13 protein-coding genes, 1 tRNA gene and 1 pseudogene are annotated in these 12,882 nt (G+C 66.6%); 11 read left to right on the forward strand and 4 right to left on the reverse strand.

Going from position 1 to position 12,882, the window contains the following annotated elements; genetic code table 11:
- The first annotated feature begins 73 nt into the window (after positions 1 to 73).
- The 6 genes and pseudogenes from AC1DGE_RS05425 to AC1DGE_RS05450 all read left to right on the forward strand — a co-directional run bounded on the left by AC1DGE_RS05425 (position 74) and on the right by AC1DGE_RS05450 (position 5,832).
- Positions 74 to 481, forward strand: coding sequence for a DUF779 domain-containing protein (locus AC1DGE_RS05425; RefSeq protein WP_175321362.1), 408 nt, complete (start codon positions 74 to 76; stop codon positions 479 to 481).
- 175 nt (positions 482 to 656) lie between these two features.
- Positions 657 to 2,207: an amino acid permease gene (locus tag AC1DGE_RS05430; protein ID WP_441416940.1), complete on the forward strand. Its 1,551-nt coding sequence runs from the start codon at positions 657 to 659 to the stop codon at positions 2,205 to 2,207.
- A 273-nt stretch (positions 2,208 to 2,480) separates the two neighbouring features.
- The gene (locus tag AC1DGE_RS05435) at positions 2,481 to 3,467 is read left to right on the forward strand and encodes an ABC transporter substrate-binding protein (RefSeq protein ID WP_441416941.1); all 987 of its coding nucleotides are present in this window, start codon (positions 2,481 to 2,483) and stop codon (positions 3,465 to 3,467) included.
- Between the two features lie 178 nt (positions 3,468 to 3,645).
- Positions 3,646 to 4,176, forward strand: a pseudogene (locus tag AC1DGE_RS05440) (ABC transporter permease); the annotation flags it as partial.
- Entirely contained in the window at positions 4,173 to 4,946 is a 774-nt protein-coding gene (locus AC1DGE_RS05445) for an ABC transporter permease (protein ID WP_476917034.1), read from the forward strand. The pseudogene AC1DGE_RS05440 and the gene AC1DGE_RS05445, both read left to right, overlap by 4 nt.
- Positions 4,936 to 5,832 carry an ABC transporter ATP-binding protein gene (locus AC1DGE_RS05450; RefSeq protein ID WP_476892073.1) on the forward strand — a complete coding sequence of 299 codons (897 nt, stop codon included), beginning with the start codon at positions 4,936 to 4,938 and terminating at the stop codon, positions 5,830 to 5,832. The genes AC1DGE_RS05445 and AC1DGE_RS05450 overlap by 11 nt, the downstream gene beginning before the upstream one ends.
- Before the next feature lie 85 nt (positions 5,833 to 5,917).
- Here the strand turns inward: AC1DGE_RS05450 and AC1DGE_RS05455 are convergent, their stop codons facing one another.
- Together AC1DGE_RS05455 and AC1DGE_RS05460 are read right to left on the reverse strand one after the other, a co-directional pair.
- Positions 5,918 to 7,426, reverse strand: coding sequence for a catalase (locus tag AC1DGE_RS05455; protein WP_476917035.1), 1,509 nt, complete (start codon positions 7,424 to 7,426; stop codon positions 5,918 to 5,920).
- 24 nt (positions 7,427 to 7,450) lie between these two features.
- Positions 7,451 to 7,918 carry a Fur family transcriptional regulator gene (locus tag AC1DGE_RS05460; RefSeq protein WP_441416946.1) on the reverse strand — a complete coding sequence of 156 codons (468 nt, stop codon included), beginning with the start codon at positions 7,916 to 7,918 and terminating at the stop codon, positions 7,451 to 7,453.
- Between the two features lie 79 nt (positions 7,919 to 7,997).
- On the opposite strand from AC1DGE_RS05460, the gene AC1DGE_RS05465 reads away from it, so the two are divergent.
- Both AC1DGE_RS05465 and htpX read left to right on the forward strand, forming a co-directional pair.
- Positions 7,998 to 9,269 (forward strand): MFS transporter, encoded by a 1,272-nt coding sequence (locus AC1DGE_RS05465; protein WP_441416947.1) that lies wholly within the window; start codon positions 7,998 to 8,000, stop codon positions 9,267 to 9,269.
- A 64-nt stretch (positions 9,270 to 9,333) separates the two neighbouring features.
- Positions 9,334 to 10,206 (forward strand): zinc metalloprotease HtpX, encoded by an 873-nt coding sequence (gene htpX, locus AC1DGE_RS05470; protein ID WP_476917036.1) that lies wholly within the window; start codon positions 9,334 to 9,336, stop codon positions 10,204 to 10,206.
- A gap of 120 nt (positions 10,207 to 10,326) precedes the next feature.
- Here htpX and AC1DGE_RS05475 read toward each other — a convergent pair whose 3' ends face one another.
- Positions 10,327 to 10,818, reverse strand: coding sequence for a YajQ family cyclic di-GMP-binding protein (locus tag AC1DGE_RS05475; RefSeq protein ID WP_138768479.1), 492 nt, complete (start codon positions 10,816 to 10,818; stop codon positions 10,327 to 10,329).
- A 200-nt stretch (positions 10,819 to 11,018) separates the two neighbouring features.
- Between AC1DGE_RS05475 and AC1DGE_RS05480 the strand changes: the two genes are divergently transcribed.
- Together AC1DGE_RS05480 and AC1DGE_RS05485 are read left to right on the forward strand one after the other, a co-directional pair.
- Complete coding sequence (locus AC1DGE_RS05480; RefSeq protein ID WP_441416949.1) at positions 11,019 to 11,273, forward strand: hypothetical protein; 255 nt, start codon at positions 11,019 to 11,021, stop codon at positions 11,271 to 11,273.
- 150 nt (positions 11,274 to 11,423) lie between these two features.
- Positions 11,424 to 11,505: transfer RNA gene (locus AC1DGE_RS05485), tRNA-Tyr, on the forward strand.
- A gap of 98 nt (positions 11,506 to 11,603) precedes the next feature.
- On the opposite strand, the gene AC1DGE_RS05490 is transcribed toward AC1DGE_RS05485, so the two are convergent.
- Positions 11,604 to 12,317 (reverse strand): alpha/beta fold hydrolase, encoded by a 714-nt coding sequence (locus AC1DGE_RS05490; protein ID WP_476917037.1) that lies wholly within the window; start codon positions 12,315 to 12,317, stop codon positions 11,604 to 11,606.
- Positions 12,318 to 12,463: 146 nt separating this feature from the next.
- Between AC1DGE_RS05490 and AC1DGE_RS05495 the strand changes: the two genes are divergently transcribed.
- On the forward strand, positions 12,464 to 12,856 hold the full coding sequence (locus AC1DGE_RS05495) for a DUF7793 family protein (protein ID WP_441416951.1): 393 nt from the start codon (positions 12,464 to 12,466) through the stop codon (positions 12,854 to 12,856).
- Positions 12,857 to 12,882: the final 26 nt, after the last annotated feature.

Below are 12,882 nucleotides of genomic sequence, written 5' to 3' on the forward strand. Positions count from 1 at the left end.
GCGGACCGGACCGGTCCGCCCCGCCTTCCCGTCCCGCCCGTGACAGCCGTCCCTACTTGCAGGAGAAGCTCCGATGACCCAGACCAGGCTCGACGCCGCCGTGACACAGGCCGGCGAGGACTTTTCCCGCGTGGCGCTCACCCCCGAAGCCGTTGAGCTGCTGCGCAAGCTCTGGCTCCAGCACGGCCCGCTCATGTTCCACCAGTCCGGCGGCTGCTGCGACGGCTCCTCGCCCATGTGCTACCCGGCGGGGGAGTTCCTCACCGGAGACTCCGATGTGCTGCTGGGCCTGTTCGACATCTCGGACGGCCTGCAGCCGCAGCCGCTGGAATTCTGGATGTCCAAGGAGCAGTTCAACTACTGGAGCCACACCCACTTGACGGTCGACGTCGTCCCCGGCCGCGGCAGCGGCTTCTCCGTCGAGGCTCCCGAGGGCAAGCGCTTCCTGATCCGCTCGACGCTGATGGACTGGCCCGCCTGAGCCACTGAAGCCCTGGGCGCGAACGTTCACTTGGGGGCCCCGCGGCCGGGGCCCCCAAGGGTATGTTCGCGCTCTTTTGCGTCTCACGATGTGGGATAAAAGCGGCCGTCCAGTGGATGGACACTACTATTAATAGGTCTGTTTCCAACCAGCTACCGAGATTTTGGACTTTCCTATGAACCTTTTCCGGACCAAATCCATCGAGCAGTCGATCGCCGACGCCGATGAGCCCGGACGCAAGCTGAAACGCTCGCTCAGCACCTGGGACCTGATGATCATGGGCGTCGCCGTTGCGGTCGGCGCAGGCATTTTCTCGGTCGGGGCCAAGGCTGCCGCCAACTTCGCCGGCCCCGCCGTCACCATCTCGTTCGCCATCGCAGCCGTCACCTGCGCCCTGGCGATCATGTGCTATGCCGAATTCGCCACCGCCATCCCGGTGGCCGGCTCAGCCTATGTCTTCACCTACGCCACCATGGGGGAGGTGCTCGCCTGGATCATCGGTTGGAACCTCATCCTCGAGCTCTTCACCGCCGCCGCCGTGATCGCCAAATACTGGGGCATCTACCTCAGCAAAGTGTTCGCGCTGATGGGACTGGACGTCCCGCCGTCGATCTCCGTGGCCGGCGTCGACCTCTTCTGGGGCGCCTTCCTGATTGTTGCCGTGTTCACCGTGCTGCTGGTGCTGGGGACAAAGCTGTCCGCCCGTGTCGGCAACGTGTTCACGCTGATCAAGATCGCCGTCGTGCTTTTCGTCATCGTCGTCGGCTTCAGCTACGTGAAGTTTGAGAACTACGCCCCGTTCGTCCCTGCCTCCGAACCCACCGGCGGTACCGGCGCCACGGACGTGCTCAAGCAGTCCTTCTTCGGCTTCCTCACCGGCGCGGCCCCGGCCCAGTACGGCACGCTCGGCATCTTCGCCGGCGCCGCCCTGGTGTTCTTCGCCTTCATTGGTTTCGACGTCGTCGCCACCTCCGCCGAGGAGGTCAAGAACCCGCAGAAGACGCTGCCCCGCGGCATCTTCGGCGGCCTGGCGATCGTCACCGTGCTCTACATCCTGGTCTCGCTGGCCCTGACCGGCATGGTGTCCTACACCAAGCTGGCCGAGGCGAAGAACCCGACGCTGACCACTGCCTTCGAGGCCGTGGGGAACACCGACGCCGCAAAGGTCATCGCCTTCGGCTCCCTCGTGGGCCTCACCACGGTGATCATGGTGCTGCTGATGGGCCTCTCGCGTGTGGTCCTGGCCATGAGCCGCGACGGCCTGCTGCCGCGCTCGCTCTCCAAGACCGGCACCATCCGGGCGACCCCCGCACGCCTGCAGATCATCTGCGGCACGGCCGTGGCGGTCGTGGCCGGACTGACCAACGTGGACCTGCTCGAGGAAATGATCAACATCGGCACGCTCTCCGCGTTCGTGATGGTCAGCCTCGGCATCCTGGTGCTGCGCCGGAAGCGGCCGGACCTTAAGCCGGCCTTCCGCGTGCCGTTCGGCAAGGTGCTCCCGGTCGTCTCGGCCGTCCTGTGCCTGTACCTGATGACGAACCTGGCGGTGGAGACCTGGATCTTCTTCGCGATCTGGCTGGTCATCGGCATCGCGATCTACTTCGCCTACGGCCAGCGCCACTCCCGGCTCAACGAGAAGTTCGCCGAGGCAAGGGCCGCCGTCAACGGCCCGGCCGCCGATCCGGTTGCGGACGAGGATGCGGAGTCGCTCACCCGCTCGTAGCTGCAACGCTGCACTTCCACGCGGTTAGTCAACGCGGGGTCACTACGGCCCGTCCGGCCTGTCCGGACGGGCGTAGGGGCCCCGCGTTGCTGCGTTGCGGGAGGTATTGCCGCGGCCTCTTCCGCGCTCGTCTCGGAGCTGTAACAATGCGCCTAATGTGGTTGACCTCACAGTAGCCTTAGGTCAGACTTGATTTTGAACGCTTGTTCGGAGAGCGAACTTTGGGGCTTGGGAGCTTGTCACGCCCACGCCAATGCGCACATAGGAGTGAACATGAAACGTCGTATTATCGCCGTGCTGGCGGCCGCATCGGTCCTGGCCCTCTCGGCCTGCGGCAGCGGATCGCCGAGTTCCACCGGCGGGGGCAGCGCATCCGGCGGTGCAACGGGTGGCGGAAATCTGACCAAGGTCAGCGTCGGCGTCATCCCGATCGTCGACTGCGCCCCCATCTACCTGGGCAACAAGCTGGGATTCTTCAAAGACGAAGGCCTTCAGCTGGACATCCAGACGGCCACCGGCGGTGCGGCGATCGTCCCCGGCGTGGTGAGCGGCAGCTTCGACTTCGCCTTCTCCAACCTGATCTCCGTCATGGTGGCGAAGGACAAGGGCCTTGACCTGAAATTCGTCGCCAACGGCGCCTCAACCACGGGCGAGAAGGGCAAGGACATCGGCGGCGTCGTCGTCCCGGCCGGGTCCAGCATCCAGTCCCCGAAGGACCTTGCGGGCAAGACCGTCTCGGTGAACAACCTCTCCAATATCGGGGACACCACCATCAAGTCGGTCGTCGAAAAGGCCGGTGGCGACCCCTCGAGCGTGAAGTTCGTGGAGGTGGCCTTCCCGGACGCCCCCGCCGCGCTGGCCAACAAGCAGGTGGACGCGGCCTGGATTTTGGAGCCCTTCCTGTCCAAGGCCGTCGCAGAGGGCGGCAAGATCATTTCCTCCAACTTCGTGGACATGAGCCCTGAGCTGGACATCGCCGGCTACTTCACCAAGGCGGACACCATCAAGGGCAAGGCCGAGCTGACCCAGAAGTTCACCCGGGCCATGAACAAGTCGCTCGAATATGCCCAGGCGCACCCGCAGGAAGTCCGCGACATCGTGGGCACCTACACCAAGATCGACGAAGCCACCCGGGCCAAGATTGTCCTGCCCCGCTACCGTGTGGAGTTCAACAAGGACGCCTTCAAGACCCTCGGTGACGCTGCCGCCAAGTACGGGACGCTGTCCAAGGCCCCGAACGCAGGCGACCTCCTCCCGTGAGTTCCGTAAGTTCCATGAGTTCCGACGCTGTGGCGTCCGGCGGTTCCGCCTCGGCGGTTTCGGCCCGGGTGCCGCCCACGTTGTCGCGGACTTCCTGCGGGTGCGCCTGGGCATATTCGAGCGACTTGTTCATGGCCCGGGTGAACTTCTGGGTCAGCTCGGCCTTGCCCTTGATGGTGTCCGATCCAGCAGCTTCCTGCGCAAAGCCACCAACTCCACCGTCGAGTTCCTGCGCCCGATTCCGTCCGTGGCCCTCATCCCGCTGGCCGTGCTGCTCTTCGGCGTGAAGATCGAGTCGTCACTGATGCTGATCACCTATGCCGCCTTCTGGCAGGTCCTCATTCAGGTCCTCTACGGGGTGGCCGACGTCGACATGGTCGCCAACAACACCGCCAAGACCTACGGGCTGGGGTGGATGGCGCGGATCCGCTACGTGGTGTTCCCCACCGCGTTGCCCTACCTGATGACCGGTGTCCGGCTCGCAGCCACGGTGGCGCTGGTCCTGGCCATCACGGCGGAACTCGTGATCGGCTCGCCGGGGCTAGGCCGTGAAATCGCGCTCGCGCAATCCGGCGGCGCCATCTCGGGCATGTACGCCCTGGTGCTCGCCACCGGCCTGATCGGCGTGCTGATCAACGTCCTGATGCGCTTCATCGAAAAGAAGACCCTGTCCTGGCATTCCTCGGTCCGTTCTGAGGTGATCGTATGAAAGCACTGAAAACGGCGGCCTACCTGCTCGCGCTGCCAGTTCTGCTCGTCCTGGCCTGGTGGGCCTCGACCCTCGGAACGGTCAACTTCTTCGTTCCCACCCCGGCCGCCCTGGCCAACAAGTTCGGCGAGGTCTGGTTCGGCCCCCGCTTCTTCTCGGATGTGCTGCCCAGCATCGCCCGGCTCCTGATCGGCGTCGTCGCGGCGATCGTGATCGGCGTCGTGGGCGGGGTGCTGATCGGCTCGGTCAAATGGCTCCGGGCGTTGCTGGAACCGACGCTCGAATTCTTCCGCGCCATCCCGCCGCCCGTGCTGGTCCCGGTCCTGATCCTGCTGATGGGCATCACCGACTCGATGAAGATCGCGGTCATCATCTCCGGCTGTGTCTGGCCGGTGTTGCTGAACACCATTGAGGGCGTCCGCGCCGTGGACGGAGTCCTCTCGGATTCGGCCCACACCTACGGCATCGACGGCTGGGCCCGTGTGCGTTACCTGGTGCTGCCCTCGGCCAGCCCGCAGATCCTCGCCGGCGTGCGCCAGTCGCTGTCCCTGGGGCTGATCCTGATGGTCATCTCCGAAATGTTCGCCTCGTCCTCCGGGCTGGGCTTCACGATTGTCCAGTTCCAGCGGTCCTTCGCCATCCCCGAAATGTGGTCCGGCATCGTGGTGCTCGGACTGCTGGGCGTGGCCATGTCATTCATCTTCCAGTGGGCCGAGCGGAACATCCTGCGCTGGTACCACGGCCAGAAAGAGGTAGAAAATGCAGCCTAGTGCAGCGCAAGCGGCCCCGGAGGCGATGCTCTCCGTCCGCGGACTGAAGAAGGTCTACCAGACCGACGGCGGCGACGTCGAAGCGGTGCGGAACCTCACCTTCGATCTCCGCGCCGGTGAACTGGCCTGCCTCGTGGGCCCTTCGGGGTCCGGCAAGACCACCCTGCTCAAGTGCATCTCGGGCCTGATGACCCCCACCGAGGGGGAAGTGCTCCTGGACGGCAAGCGGGTGTCCGGGCCGCCGAAGAAGATGGCGGTGGTTTTCCAGGAATACGGACGCTCGCTGTTCCCCTGGATGCGGGTCAGGGACAACGTGGAACTGCCGCTGAAGAACCAGGGCGTGCCCAAGGCCGAACGCGACCGGCTCGTCGACGAGGCCCTGGAGGCCGTGGGCCTGGCCCACGTGCCGCGCTCCTACCCTTGGCAGCTTTCCGGCGGCATGCAGCAGCGCGTGGCGATCGCCCGTGCCATCGCATACCAGCCCGAGGTCCTGCTGATGGACGAGCCGTTTGCCGCCGTCGACGCGCAGACCCGCGCGGACCTCGAGGACTTGATCCGGGTGGTCTGGAAGAAGCTCGGCGTGACCGTGCTTTTCGTGACCCACGACATCGACGAGTCGGTCTACCTCGGTGAACGGGTCATCATCCTCTCGAGCTCCCCGACCGTGGTGCAGGAGGACATCGTGATCGACCTTCCGGCCGAGCGGGACCAGCTGGAGACCCGTTCCCTGCCCCGGTTCACCGAGCTCCGCCACCACGTCTACGAGCAGATCCAGCTCGCCAAGAGGGGCCACCGCCCCGCAGCGGCGGGCGCGCCGGCAGCAGCTACCGCGGCAGCGTCGGCGCCGGCGGCCCCGGCGGCGGACCCCGGCGCCAGCGGCGCCTAGCTGTCCCGCCGGTCCGGGCCCCGGACGAAAAGAACACCCCGCCGCGGTTCTCCGCGGCGGGGTGTTCTTTCATTGCTGGGAAAGGCTAGCCGATCTTGTTGGCAGCCTCTGCGTCCGAGGTGGCAGCACCGGCGGCGGCACCCAGGTTGGCCCGAAGCTTCGCGCCGAGCTCGGCGTCGACGTTGGTCCAGTACTGGATGGCGCGCTCCTTGATGCCAGCGTCCTTGACGCCGCCCACCGCACCGGTGAGGGTGTACAGCAGGCGGGCCTTGGCGCCGTCGTCGAACACCTCGCGGTACAGCGTGCCGGCCTGGCCGAAGTCGCCGTCCTCAGCGTGCAGGGAGTGCGCGGAGAGCGTCAGCTCGCCGTCGTTCTCCCAGCCGCCGGCCGGGTTCTGGGGTTCCACGGCGGCGGGACCGCCGAAGGAGTTCGGCGCGTACACCGGGACGGAGGGGGCGTTGAAGTGGTACCGCGCCGCGCCGTCCTGGCTGTAGTTGTTGACCTGGCTCTTGGGCAGGTTCACCGGGAGCTGGGCGTGGTTGGTGCCCACGCGGTAGCGGTGCGCGTCGGCGTAGGAGAAGATGCGGGCCTGCAGCATCTTGTCCGGGGAGGCGGCGATGCCCGGCACGAAGTTCGACGGCGCGAAGGTGGCCTGCTCGATCTGTGCGAAGTAGTTCTCCGGGTTCTTGTTCAGCTCCATGGTGCCGACCTTGACCAGCGGGTAGTCGCCGTGCGGCCATACCTTGGTGACGTCGAACGGGTTGAAGCGGTACGTCTTGGCGTCCTCGTACGGCATCACCTGGACGTGCAGGTCCCAGGAGGGGAAGTTGCCGGCGTCGATGTTCTCCTGCAGGTCGCGGATGTAGAAGTCCGCGTCCGCGCCGGCCAGCTCTTCCGCTTCGTCGCCCGTCAGGGACTTGACGCCCTGGTTGGACTTGAAGTGGTACTTGACCCAGAAGCGCTCGCCCGCTGCATTGATCCACTGGTAGGTGTGCGAGCCGTAGCCCTGCATTTCACGCCAGGAGGCCGGCAGGCCGCGGTCGCCCATGAGCCAGGTGACCTGGTGGGCGGACTCGGGGGAGAGGGTCCAGAAGTCCCACTGCATGTCGGCGTCCCGCAAGTGGGTGCCCGGGAGGCGCTTCTGCGAGTGGATGAAGTCCGGGAACTTGATGCCGTCGCGGATGAAGAACACCGGGGTGTTGTTGCCGACGAGGTCGTAATTGCCCTCGGTGGTGTAGAACTTCACGGCGAAGCCGCGCGGGTCGCGGAGTGTGTCGGCGGAGCCTGCCTCGCCGGCGACGGAGGAGAAACGGATGAGCATGTCCGTCTCGGCGCCCGGCTGGAACAGCGCGGCCTTGGTGTACTGGGAGACATCCCCCGTGGTCGTGAACGTGCCGAAGGCGCCGCCGCCCTTGGCGTGCACGACACGCTCCGGCACGCGCTCGCGGTTGAACTGGGCGAGCTTCTCCACCAGGTAGTGGTCGGTCAGGATGATCGCGCCGTCAGCACCGACGGACTGCGAGTGGGCGTCGGAAGTGACGGGGGCACCGGACTGTGTCGTGGACACTGCGGGCGCAGAGATGTTCTGAGTCATCATTCTCCTATTTCTGTTTCTAACTTAGTTACGGTCGGCGGGGAGTTTTTGGGTGCGCTGGCAGTCCTCGCAGATGCCCTGGTACAGGACGTCCGCGATCTGGATGGTCATGGGCTTGGAGCCCGAGTCCCAGTGCGGGGTGAGGCACGGCGCGTGGCCGACGGCGCATTCAACGTCCTCCACGCGGCCGCAGCTGATGCAGACGGCGTGGTGGTGGTTGTCCCCCACACGCGTCTCATACAGTGCGGGCGAGTGCGGGGGTTCGAAGCGGCGCAGCATCTGCAGCTCGGTCAGGTCGCCGAGGACCACGTAGACGGACTGCGCCGTAAGTTCGGGCAGCTCCTCGCGGGCTGCGGCAAGGATGCTCTCCGCCGGCGAATGCGGGTGGCGTTCGACGGCGGCCAGCACGGCCAGCCGCTGCTTAGTGACCCGGCGGCCGTGGGCATGCAGGGCGGCGGTCCATGCCTCGCTGCCGCCCACCGAATCCGTCATGGCCCCATTCAAGCACTTATTTTGAGCTGGTCACAATAAGGTTCGGCTTATTTCCTTTGTGGCCCACTAGAGTTGCCGGGTGGGGAAATTCCTGGCGGACATCACGCCGTTACGCGAAAGCCCGGCCTTCCGCCGTCTGTGGCTTGGATCAGCCGCCTCGGCGTTGGGCAGCCAACTCACCCTCGTGGCCGTGAGCCTCGAGGTCTACCGGCTCACCCAGGACAGCCTGTACGTGGGGCTGCTGAGCATTTTTGCCCTGGTCCCGCTGGTGTTCGGCGGCCTCCTCGGCGGCTCCATCGCGGATGCCCACGACCGCCGCAAGGTCGCGCTGCTCGCCTCCGCGGTGCTGTGGCTGACTACGGTCGGCCTGGCGCTGCAGGCGTGGCTGCACTTGGGCAACGTCTGGCTGCTGTACCTGCTCGTCGCGGTGCAGAGCGGCGCGCAGGCCATCAACCAACCGGCCCGCAGCGCCATCATCCCGGTCCTGGTCCGGAAAGAGCTCCTGCCCGCGGCGAATGCCCTGAGCATGATGATCTTCGGCCTGACCATGACCGCCGGTCCGCTGCTGGCCGGCGTGCTGGTGGCCACGGTCGGCTTCGCCTGGACCTACACGATCGATGTGGCCAGCTTCGCGTTTGTCGTCTGGGCCCTGCTGAAGCTGCCGCCCATGCCGCCAGGGCATGAGTCGCACCGGGCCGGCCTGCGCTCCGTCGTCGAGGGCTTCCGCTTCCTCGGCACGCGGCCGAACCTGCGTATGACCTTCGTGATCGACCTCGTGGCCATGATCCTGGCGCAACCGCGGGCGCTGCTGCCGGCCATCGCCGCACTCATGATCGGTGGCGGCGAAGCCACGGTCGGCGTGCTGCTAGCCTCAACTGCCGTCGGCGCGTTCCTGGCCGGGCTCTTCTCCGGCCCGCTCGGTGCGGTCCGGGCGCAGGGCACGGCGGTGGTCTGGTCTGTCATGGGCTGGGGCGCCTCCATCGCGGGGCTGGGCCTCGTCGTCGTGCTCGCCGGCCGGTCCGGCGCCGCCGGCGTGACCCCCTGGCTGGTGCCTGCCGCCGTGTGCTGCGCGCTCGCCGGTATCGCCGACTCCGTCAGCGCGGTCTTCCGCACCACCATCCTGCAATCGGCCACCCCGGACCACCTGCGCGGCCGGCTGCAGGGCGTCTTCGTGGTCGTCGTCGCGGGCGGCCCCCGGGTGGGGGACATGCTGGCCGGCGGCGCGACTAAGCTGCTCAGTGAAGGCTGGGTTCTGCTCGCCGGCGGGGTGCTGTGCGCGGTGGTGGCCTGGCTCGTGGCGCGCTGGCAGTCCGGGTTCCTGAAGTACGACGCGCGGAACCCGGTTCCCTAGCGGTTCGTTTCTTAGATGGGTGACCCGTGGGACACCCGATCGACGGCATGGCTTGGGAGGATCAGTGCATAACCATCACAACGGCTTGAAGACGGCAGCCCTGTTCGGCGTGCTCTGGGCGGTGCTGCTTGGCCTGGGCGCGGTGATTGGATCCGGGATGCGGAGTTCGGCGCCCATCTGGATCATGGCCCTGATCGGCGTCGGCACCACCGCCTACGGGTACTGGAACAGCGACAAGATCGCGATCCGGTCCATGCAGGCCTATCCGGTGACCGAGGCCGAGGCGCCGGAGCTGCACCAGATCGTCCGGGAGCTCTCCGCCCGCGCCAACCAGCCGATGCCGCGGATTTACATCTCACCGACCATGGCACCCAACGCCTTCGCTACCGGCCGGAATCCGCAAAACGCCGCGGTCTGCTGCACGCAGGGCATCCTGCAGCTGCTCGACGCCCGCGAACTCCGCGGCGTGCTCGGCCACGAGCTGATGCACGTCTACAACCGGGACATTCTCACGTCGTCGGTGGCCGCCGCCGTCGCGGGCGTGATCACCTCGGTGGGCCAGATGCTGCTGTTCTTCGGCGGGGGCGGAGACCGCCGCAACGGCAATCCCCTCGCCCTCCTCGCGATGGCCCTGCTGGCGCCGTTTGCCGCGTCGCTGATCCAGATGGCCATCTCCAGGACCCGCGAGTACGACGCCGACGAGGACGGTTCGGCGCTCACCGGCGACCCGCTGGCGCTGGCCTCGGCCCTGCGCAAGATCGAGCAGGGCGTCCAGCTCGCGCCGCTGCCGCAGGACCAGCGGCTGGTCAACGCCTCGCACCTGATTATCGCCAACCCGTTCCGCGGCGGCGGCATGGCGCGGATGTTCTCCACGCACCCGCCGATGAGCGAACGGATCGGCCGGCTTGAGCGGATGGCGGGGCGTCAGCTGGGCTAGGCCCGCCGGCCCGACGACGCGCGCCTGGTTCCATGACGCACAAAAGGGCTGGCGCTGCCGGAATACCGGTGGCGCCAGCCCTTTTGTGCGTCGCAGGGGAGTGCCCGACGCGGAGCGCAGCTAGCTGCGGAAGTTCACGAACTGGAGATCGGCCTCGTCGAAGCCTTTCAGCAAGTTCATGGTTTCCTGGAGGTCGTCGCGGGACTTGGACGTCACGCGCAGCTCGTCGCCCTGGATCTGGGACTTGACCGACTTGGGGCCCTCGTCGCGGATCAACTTGTTGATCTTCTTCGCGAGGTCCTGGGCAATGCCTTCCTTGATGGTGGCCTCGAGGCGGAATTCCTTGCCGGAAGGGTAGGGCTCGCCCGTGTCGAGGGACTTCAGCGAGATGCCGCGGCGGATCAGCTTGGACTGCAGCACGTCGAGGACGGCCAGCACCCGCTCCTCGGAGTTGGCCTTCATCAGGATCTTCTCGCCGCTGAAGTCGACCTCGGCGCCGACGCCCTTGAAGTCGTACCGCTGCGCCAGTTCCTTCTGCGCCTGGTTCAGCGCGTTGGCGACTTCCTGCTTGTCGACCTTGCTGACGACGTCGAATGTGGATTCGCCTGCCATGACTGTCCTCCTGATGTTGTCCGGACGCCCTGCTGGAGGGCGGTGTTTTCTGCATTCCAGCCTAGTACGGATGCTCCGGATGTGAAGGTGCCGCGGGGCGGCCGGTCTTCACAGTTGGCTCAAAGCTGAACCCCGGGGGGAACGAAGCTTGGCCCGGGAGAGTTGGGACCGTTGGAAGAGCCGCTTGAAAGGCAGGGCACATGAACCGCAGGGCCATCCGTAACGTCAGCAGCACCACCGCCGCAGCCGCGGGTTCCATCACGACGGCGGTGACGTCGGTGGCCGCCGCGGCCCTGGCGGCCTCCATCATCCTCAGCCCGGCCGCAGACGCTTCCGCCCGCCTCGGTGGCGTGCAGGCGGACCTGGCCCGGGCGGTGCAGCTGAACCAGGTCACCGCCGAGCAGGCGGCGAAGTTCGAGGCCAAACTCGCCGGCCGCATCCTCGGAGAAGCCTGATATTCCGGGCCTCCCGGGGCCACGCGGCGCCGATTCGATTCTTCGGCGGAAGTTCTGTAAAGTTGTCTTGCCCGCGGTTGCTGGAAGCGGAACGGACTGGAAACAGGCGTTCGGCAGATGGAAGCCGCGAGTGATCTTCTTTTGAAGTTCGGCAGATTACCCGAGCGGCCAAAGGGGGCTGACTGTAAATCAGCTGGCAACGCCTACGGGGGTTCGAATCCCTCATCTGCCACCCTCGAGAAAGCCTCCGGAACCAAACGGTTCCGGAGGCTTTTTTGTTTTATTGCGCGACTGCTCCGTAGGTGCCGTTATGGGACGTGAAAACGGCAGTTATGGAGCAATCGGCGTTCGGTCCACGGCGGCGAGGATGGCAGCACCCAGTTCCGCGGGCCTGGTGAACTGCGGCCAGTGCCCGGTCGGCAGGTCCAGGTATTCGACGTCGCGGATCCGTGCCAGCTCCGCGACATACGGCTGCTCCGCGGCAATCCATTCGAGCAGCACCGACGTCGGAAATTCGCAGGCGATGATAGTTGCCGGAACGTCGTAGCGGCGGTCATCGTGGAGCCTCTGCTGGTCGTAGGCAACGCCCTTGGGTTCCGGGACGGCGCGGGCCCGGAAGGCGGACCGGAGCTCCTCGTCCAGGTCAACGAGGTCCTCGTCCTCGAAGAATTCCCATGGCGGCAGCGGCACCTCGTCGCCGTCGGCCGGCAGCTGGTCGTTGACGACGCCGCCGTCCCCCAGCGGGCCGCTGTCCACGTAGATGGCGCGGGCAACGCGGTCCGGTCGCGCATCCACGGCGCCATGGATGATCGCCCCGCCGCCGGAGTGGCCCACCAGGACCACCGGGGTGTCCACCCTGTCTACGGCGGCCACGACGGCGTCGATGTGGGTGCGCAAGCCGATGCCGGCGCGCGGTGCGTCAGCCGACTCCAGCCCGGGCAGCGTGAACGGGTGGACCCGATGCCCCGCGGCGACCAGCGGCGGCGTGACCTCCGACCACGACGACGCGTCCAACCAGAAACCGGGAACCAGGATGATGTCCATGACGGCACCCTACGCGGTCCGGCCGCTGGCGAAGGCGCGCAACGCTGGGGTTTTCCGCCGTCGAACGTCATTTTCCGGTCGAAAACGTGCCCGGCGTCACATCTTGGCCCGCTGAGGCGCTACTCTGTCGCAGGAGGGGGAATCACATGGAGATAGTCCTGGCAGCTGGCAAGGGGACGCTCAACCTGGATGAGAGCGGAATTCTTCGGCTGGCCTGGGCCTCCGGGTCCATGCTCGATACGGCGGACGCCGTCGATTCCGTCGTTGCCATTTCAAAAATCAGCGCCGGGCGGATGCTGCCCTTGCTGATCGACATCAGCGACGTCAAGCTGACCGCCGGAGCCCGCAACCATTACCTGGAGAGCCGCTTCGTTTCCTCCGTGGCACTCGTCGGCGAATCGAACGTGGACCGGGTTGTCGCCGCGTGGATGCGCCGCGGCAACGACTGCCCGCAACGCTACTTCACCTCCCGCGCCGACGCCCTGGAGTGGTTGGGTGAGCTGGCCGCCAGCGACGAACCGCAGAGCGTCGCCGGCTGATCCTTCCGCGGCACCGGAGGCTCCGG

The sequence above is a fragment of the Arthrobacter sp. 05N425 genome, assembly GCF_056397125.1.

What these genes read in the sequence shown, in the direction of transcription:
- AC1DGE_RS05425 (WP_175321362.1), top strand. Translation starts at nt 74, where the DNA reads ATGACCCAGACCAGGCTCGACGCCGCCGTGACACAGGCCGGCGAGGAC.
- AC1DGE_RS05430 (WP_441416940.1), top strand. Translation starts at nt 657, where the DNA reads ATGAACCTTTTCCGGACCAAATCCATCGAGCAGTCGATCGCCGACGCC.
- AC1DGE_RS05435 (WP_441416941.1), top strand. Translation starts at nt 2,481, where the DNA reads ATGAAACGTCGTATTATCGCCGTGCTGGCGGCCGCATCGGTCCTGGCC.
- AC1DGE_RS05445 (WP_476917034.1), top strand. Translation starts at nt 4,173, where the DNA reads ATGAAAGCACTGAAAACGGCGGCCTACCTGCTCGCGCTGCCAGTTCTG.
- AC1DGE_RS05450 (WP_476892073.1), top strand. Translation starts at nt 4,936, where the DNA reads ATGCAGCCTAGTGCAGCGCAAGCGGCCCCGGAGGCGATGCTCTCCGTC.
- AC1DGE_RS05455 (WP_476917035.1), bottom strand. Translation starts at nt 7,426, where the DNA reads ATGACTCAGAACATCTCTGCGCCCGCAGTGTCCACGACACAGTCCGGT.
- AC1DGE_RS05460 (WP_441416946.1), bottom strand. Translation starts at nt 7,918, where the DNA reads ATGACGGATTCGGTGGGCGGCAGCGAGGCATGGACCGCCGCCCTGCAT.
- AC1DGE_RS05475 (WP_138768479.1), bottom strand. Translation starts at nt 10,818, where the DNA reads ATGGCAGGCGAATCCACATTCGACGTCGTCAGCAAGGTCGACAAGCAG.
- AC1DGE_RS05480 (WP_441416949.1), top strand. Translation starts at nt 11,019, where the DNA reads ATGAACCGCAGGGCCATCCGTAACGTCAGCAGCACCACCGCCGCAGCC.
- AC1DGE_RS05490 (WP_476917037.1), bottom strand. Translation starts at nt 12,317, where the DNA reads ATGGACATCATCCTGGTTCCCGGTTTCTGGTTGGACGCGTCGTCGTGG.
- AC1DGE_RS05495 (WP_441416951.1), top strand. Translation starts at nt 12,464, where the DNA reads ATGGAGATAGTCCTGGCAGCTGGCAAGGGGACGCTCAACCTGGATGAG.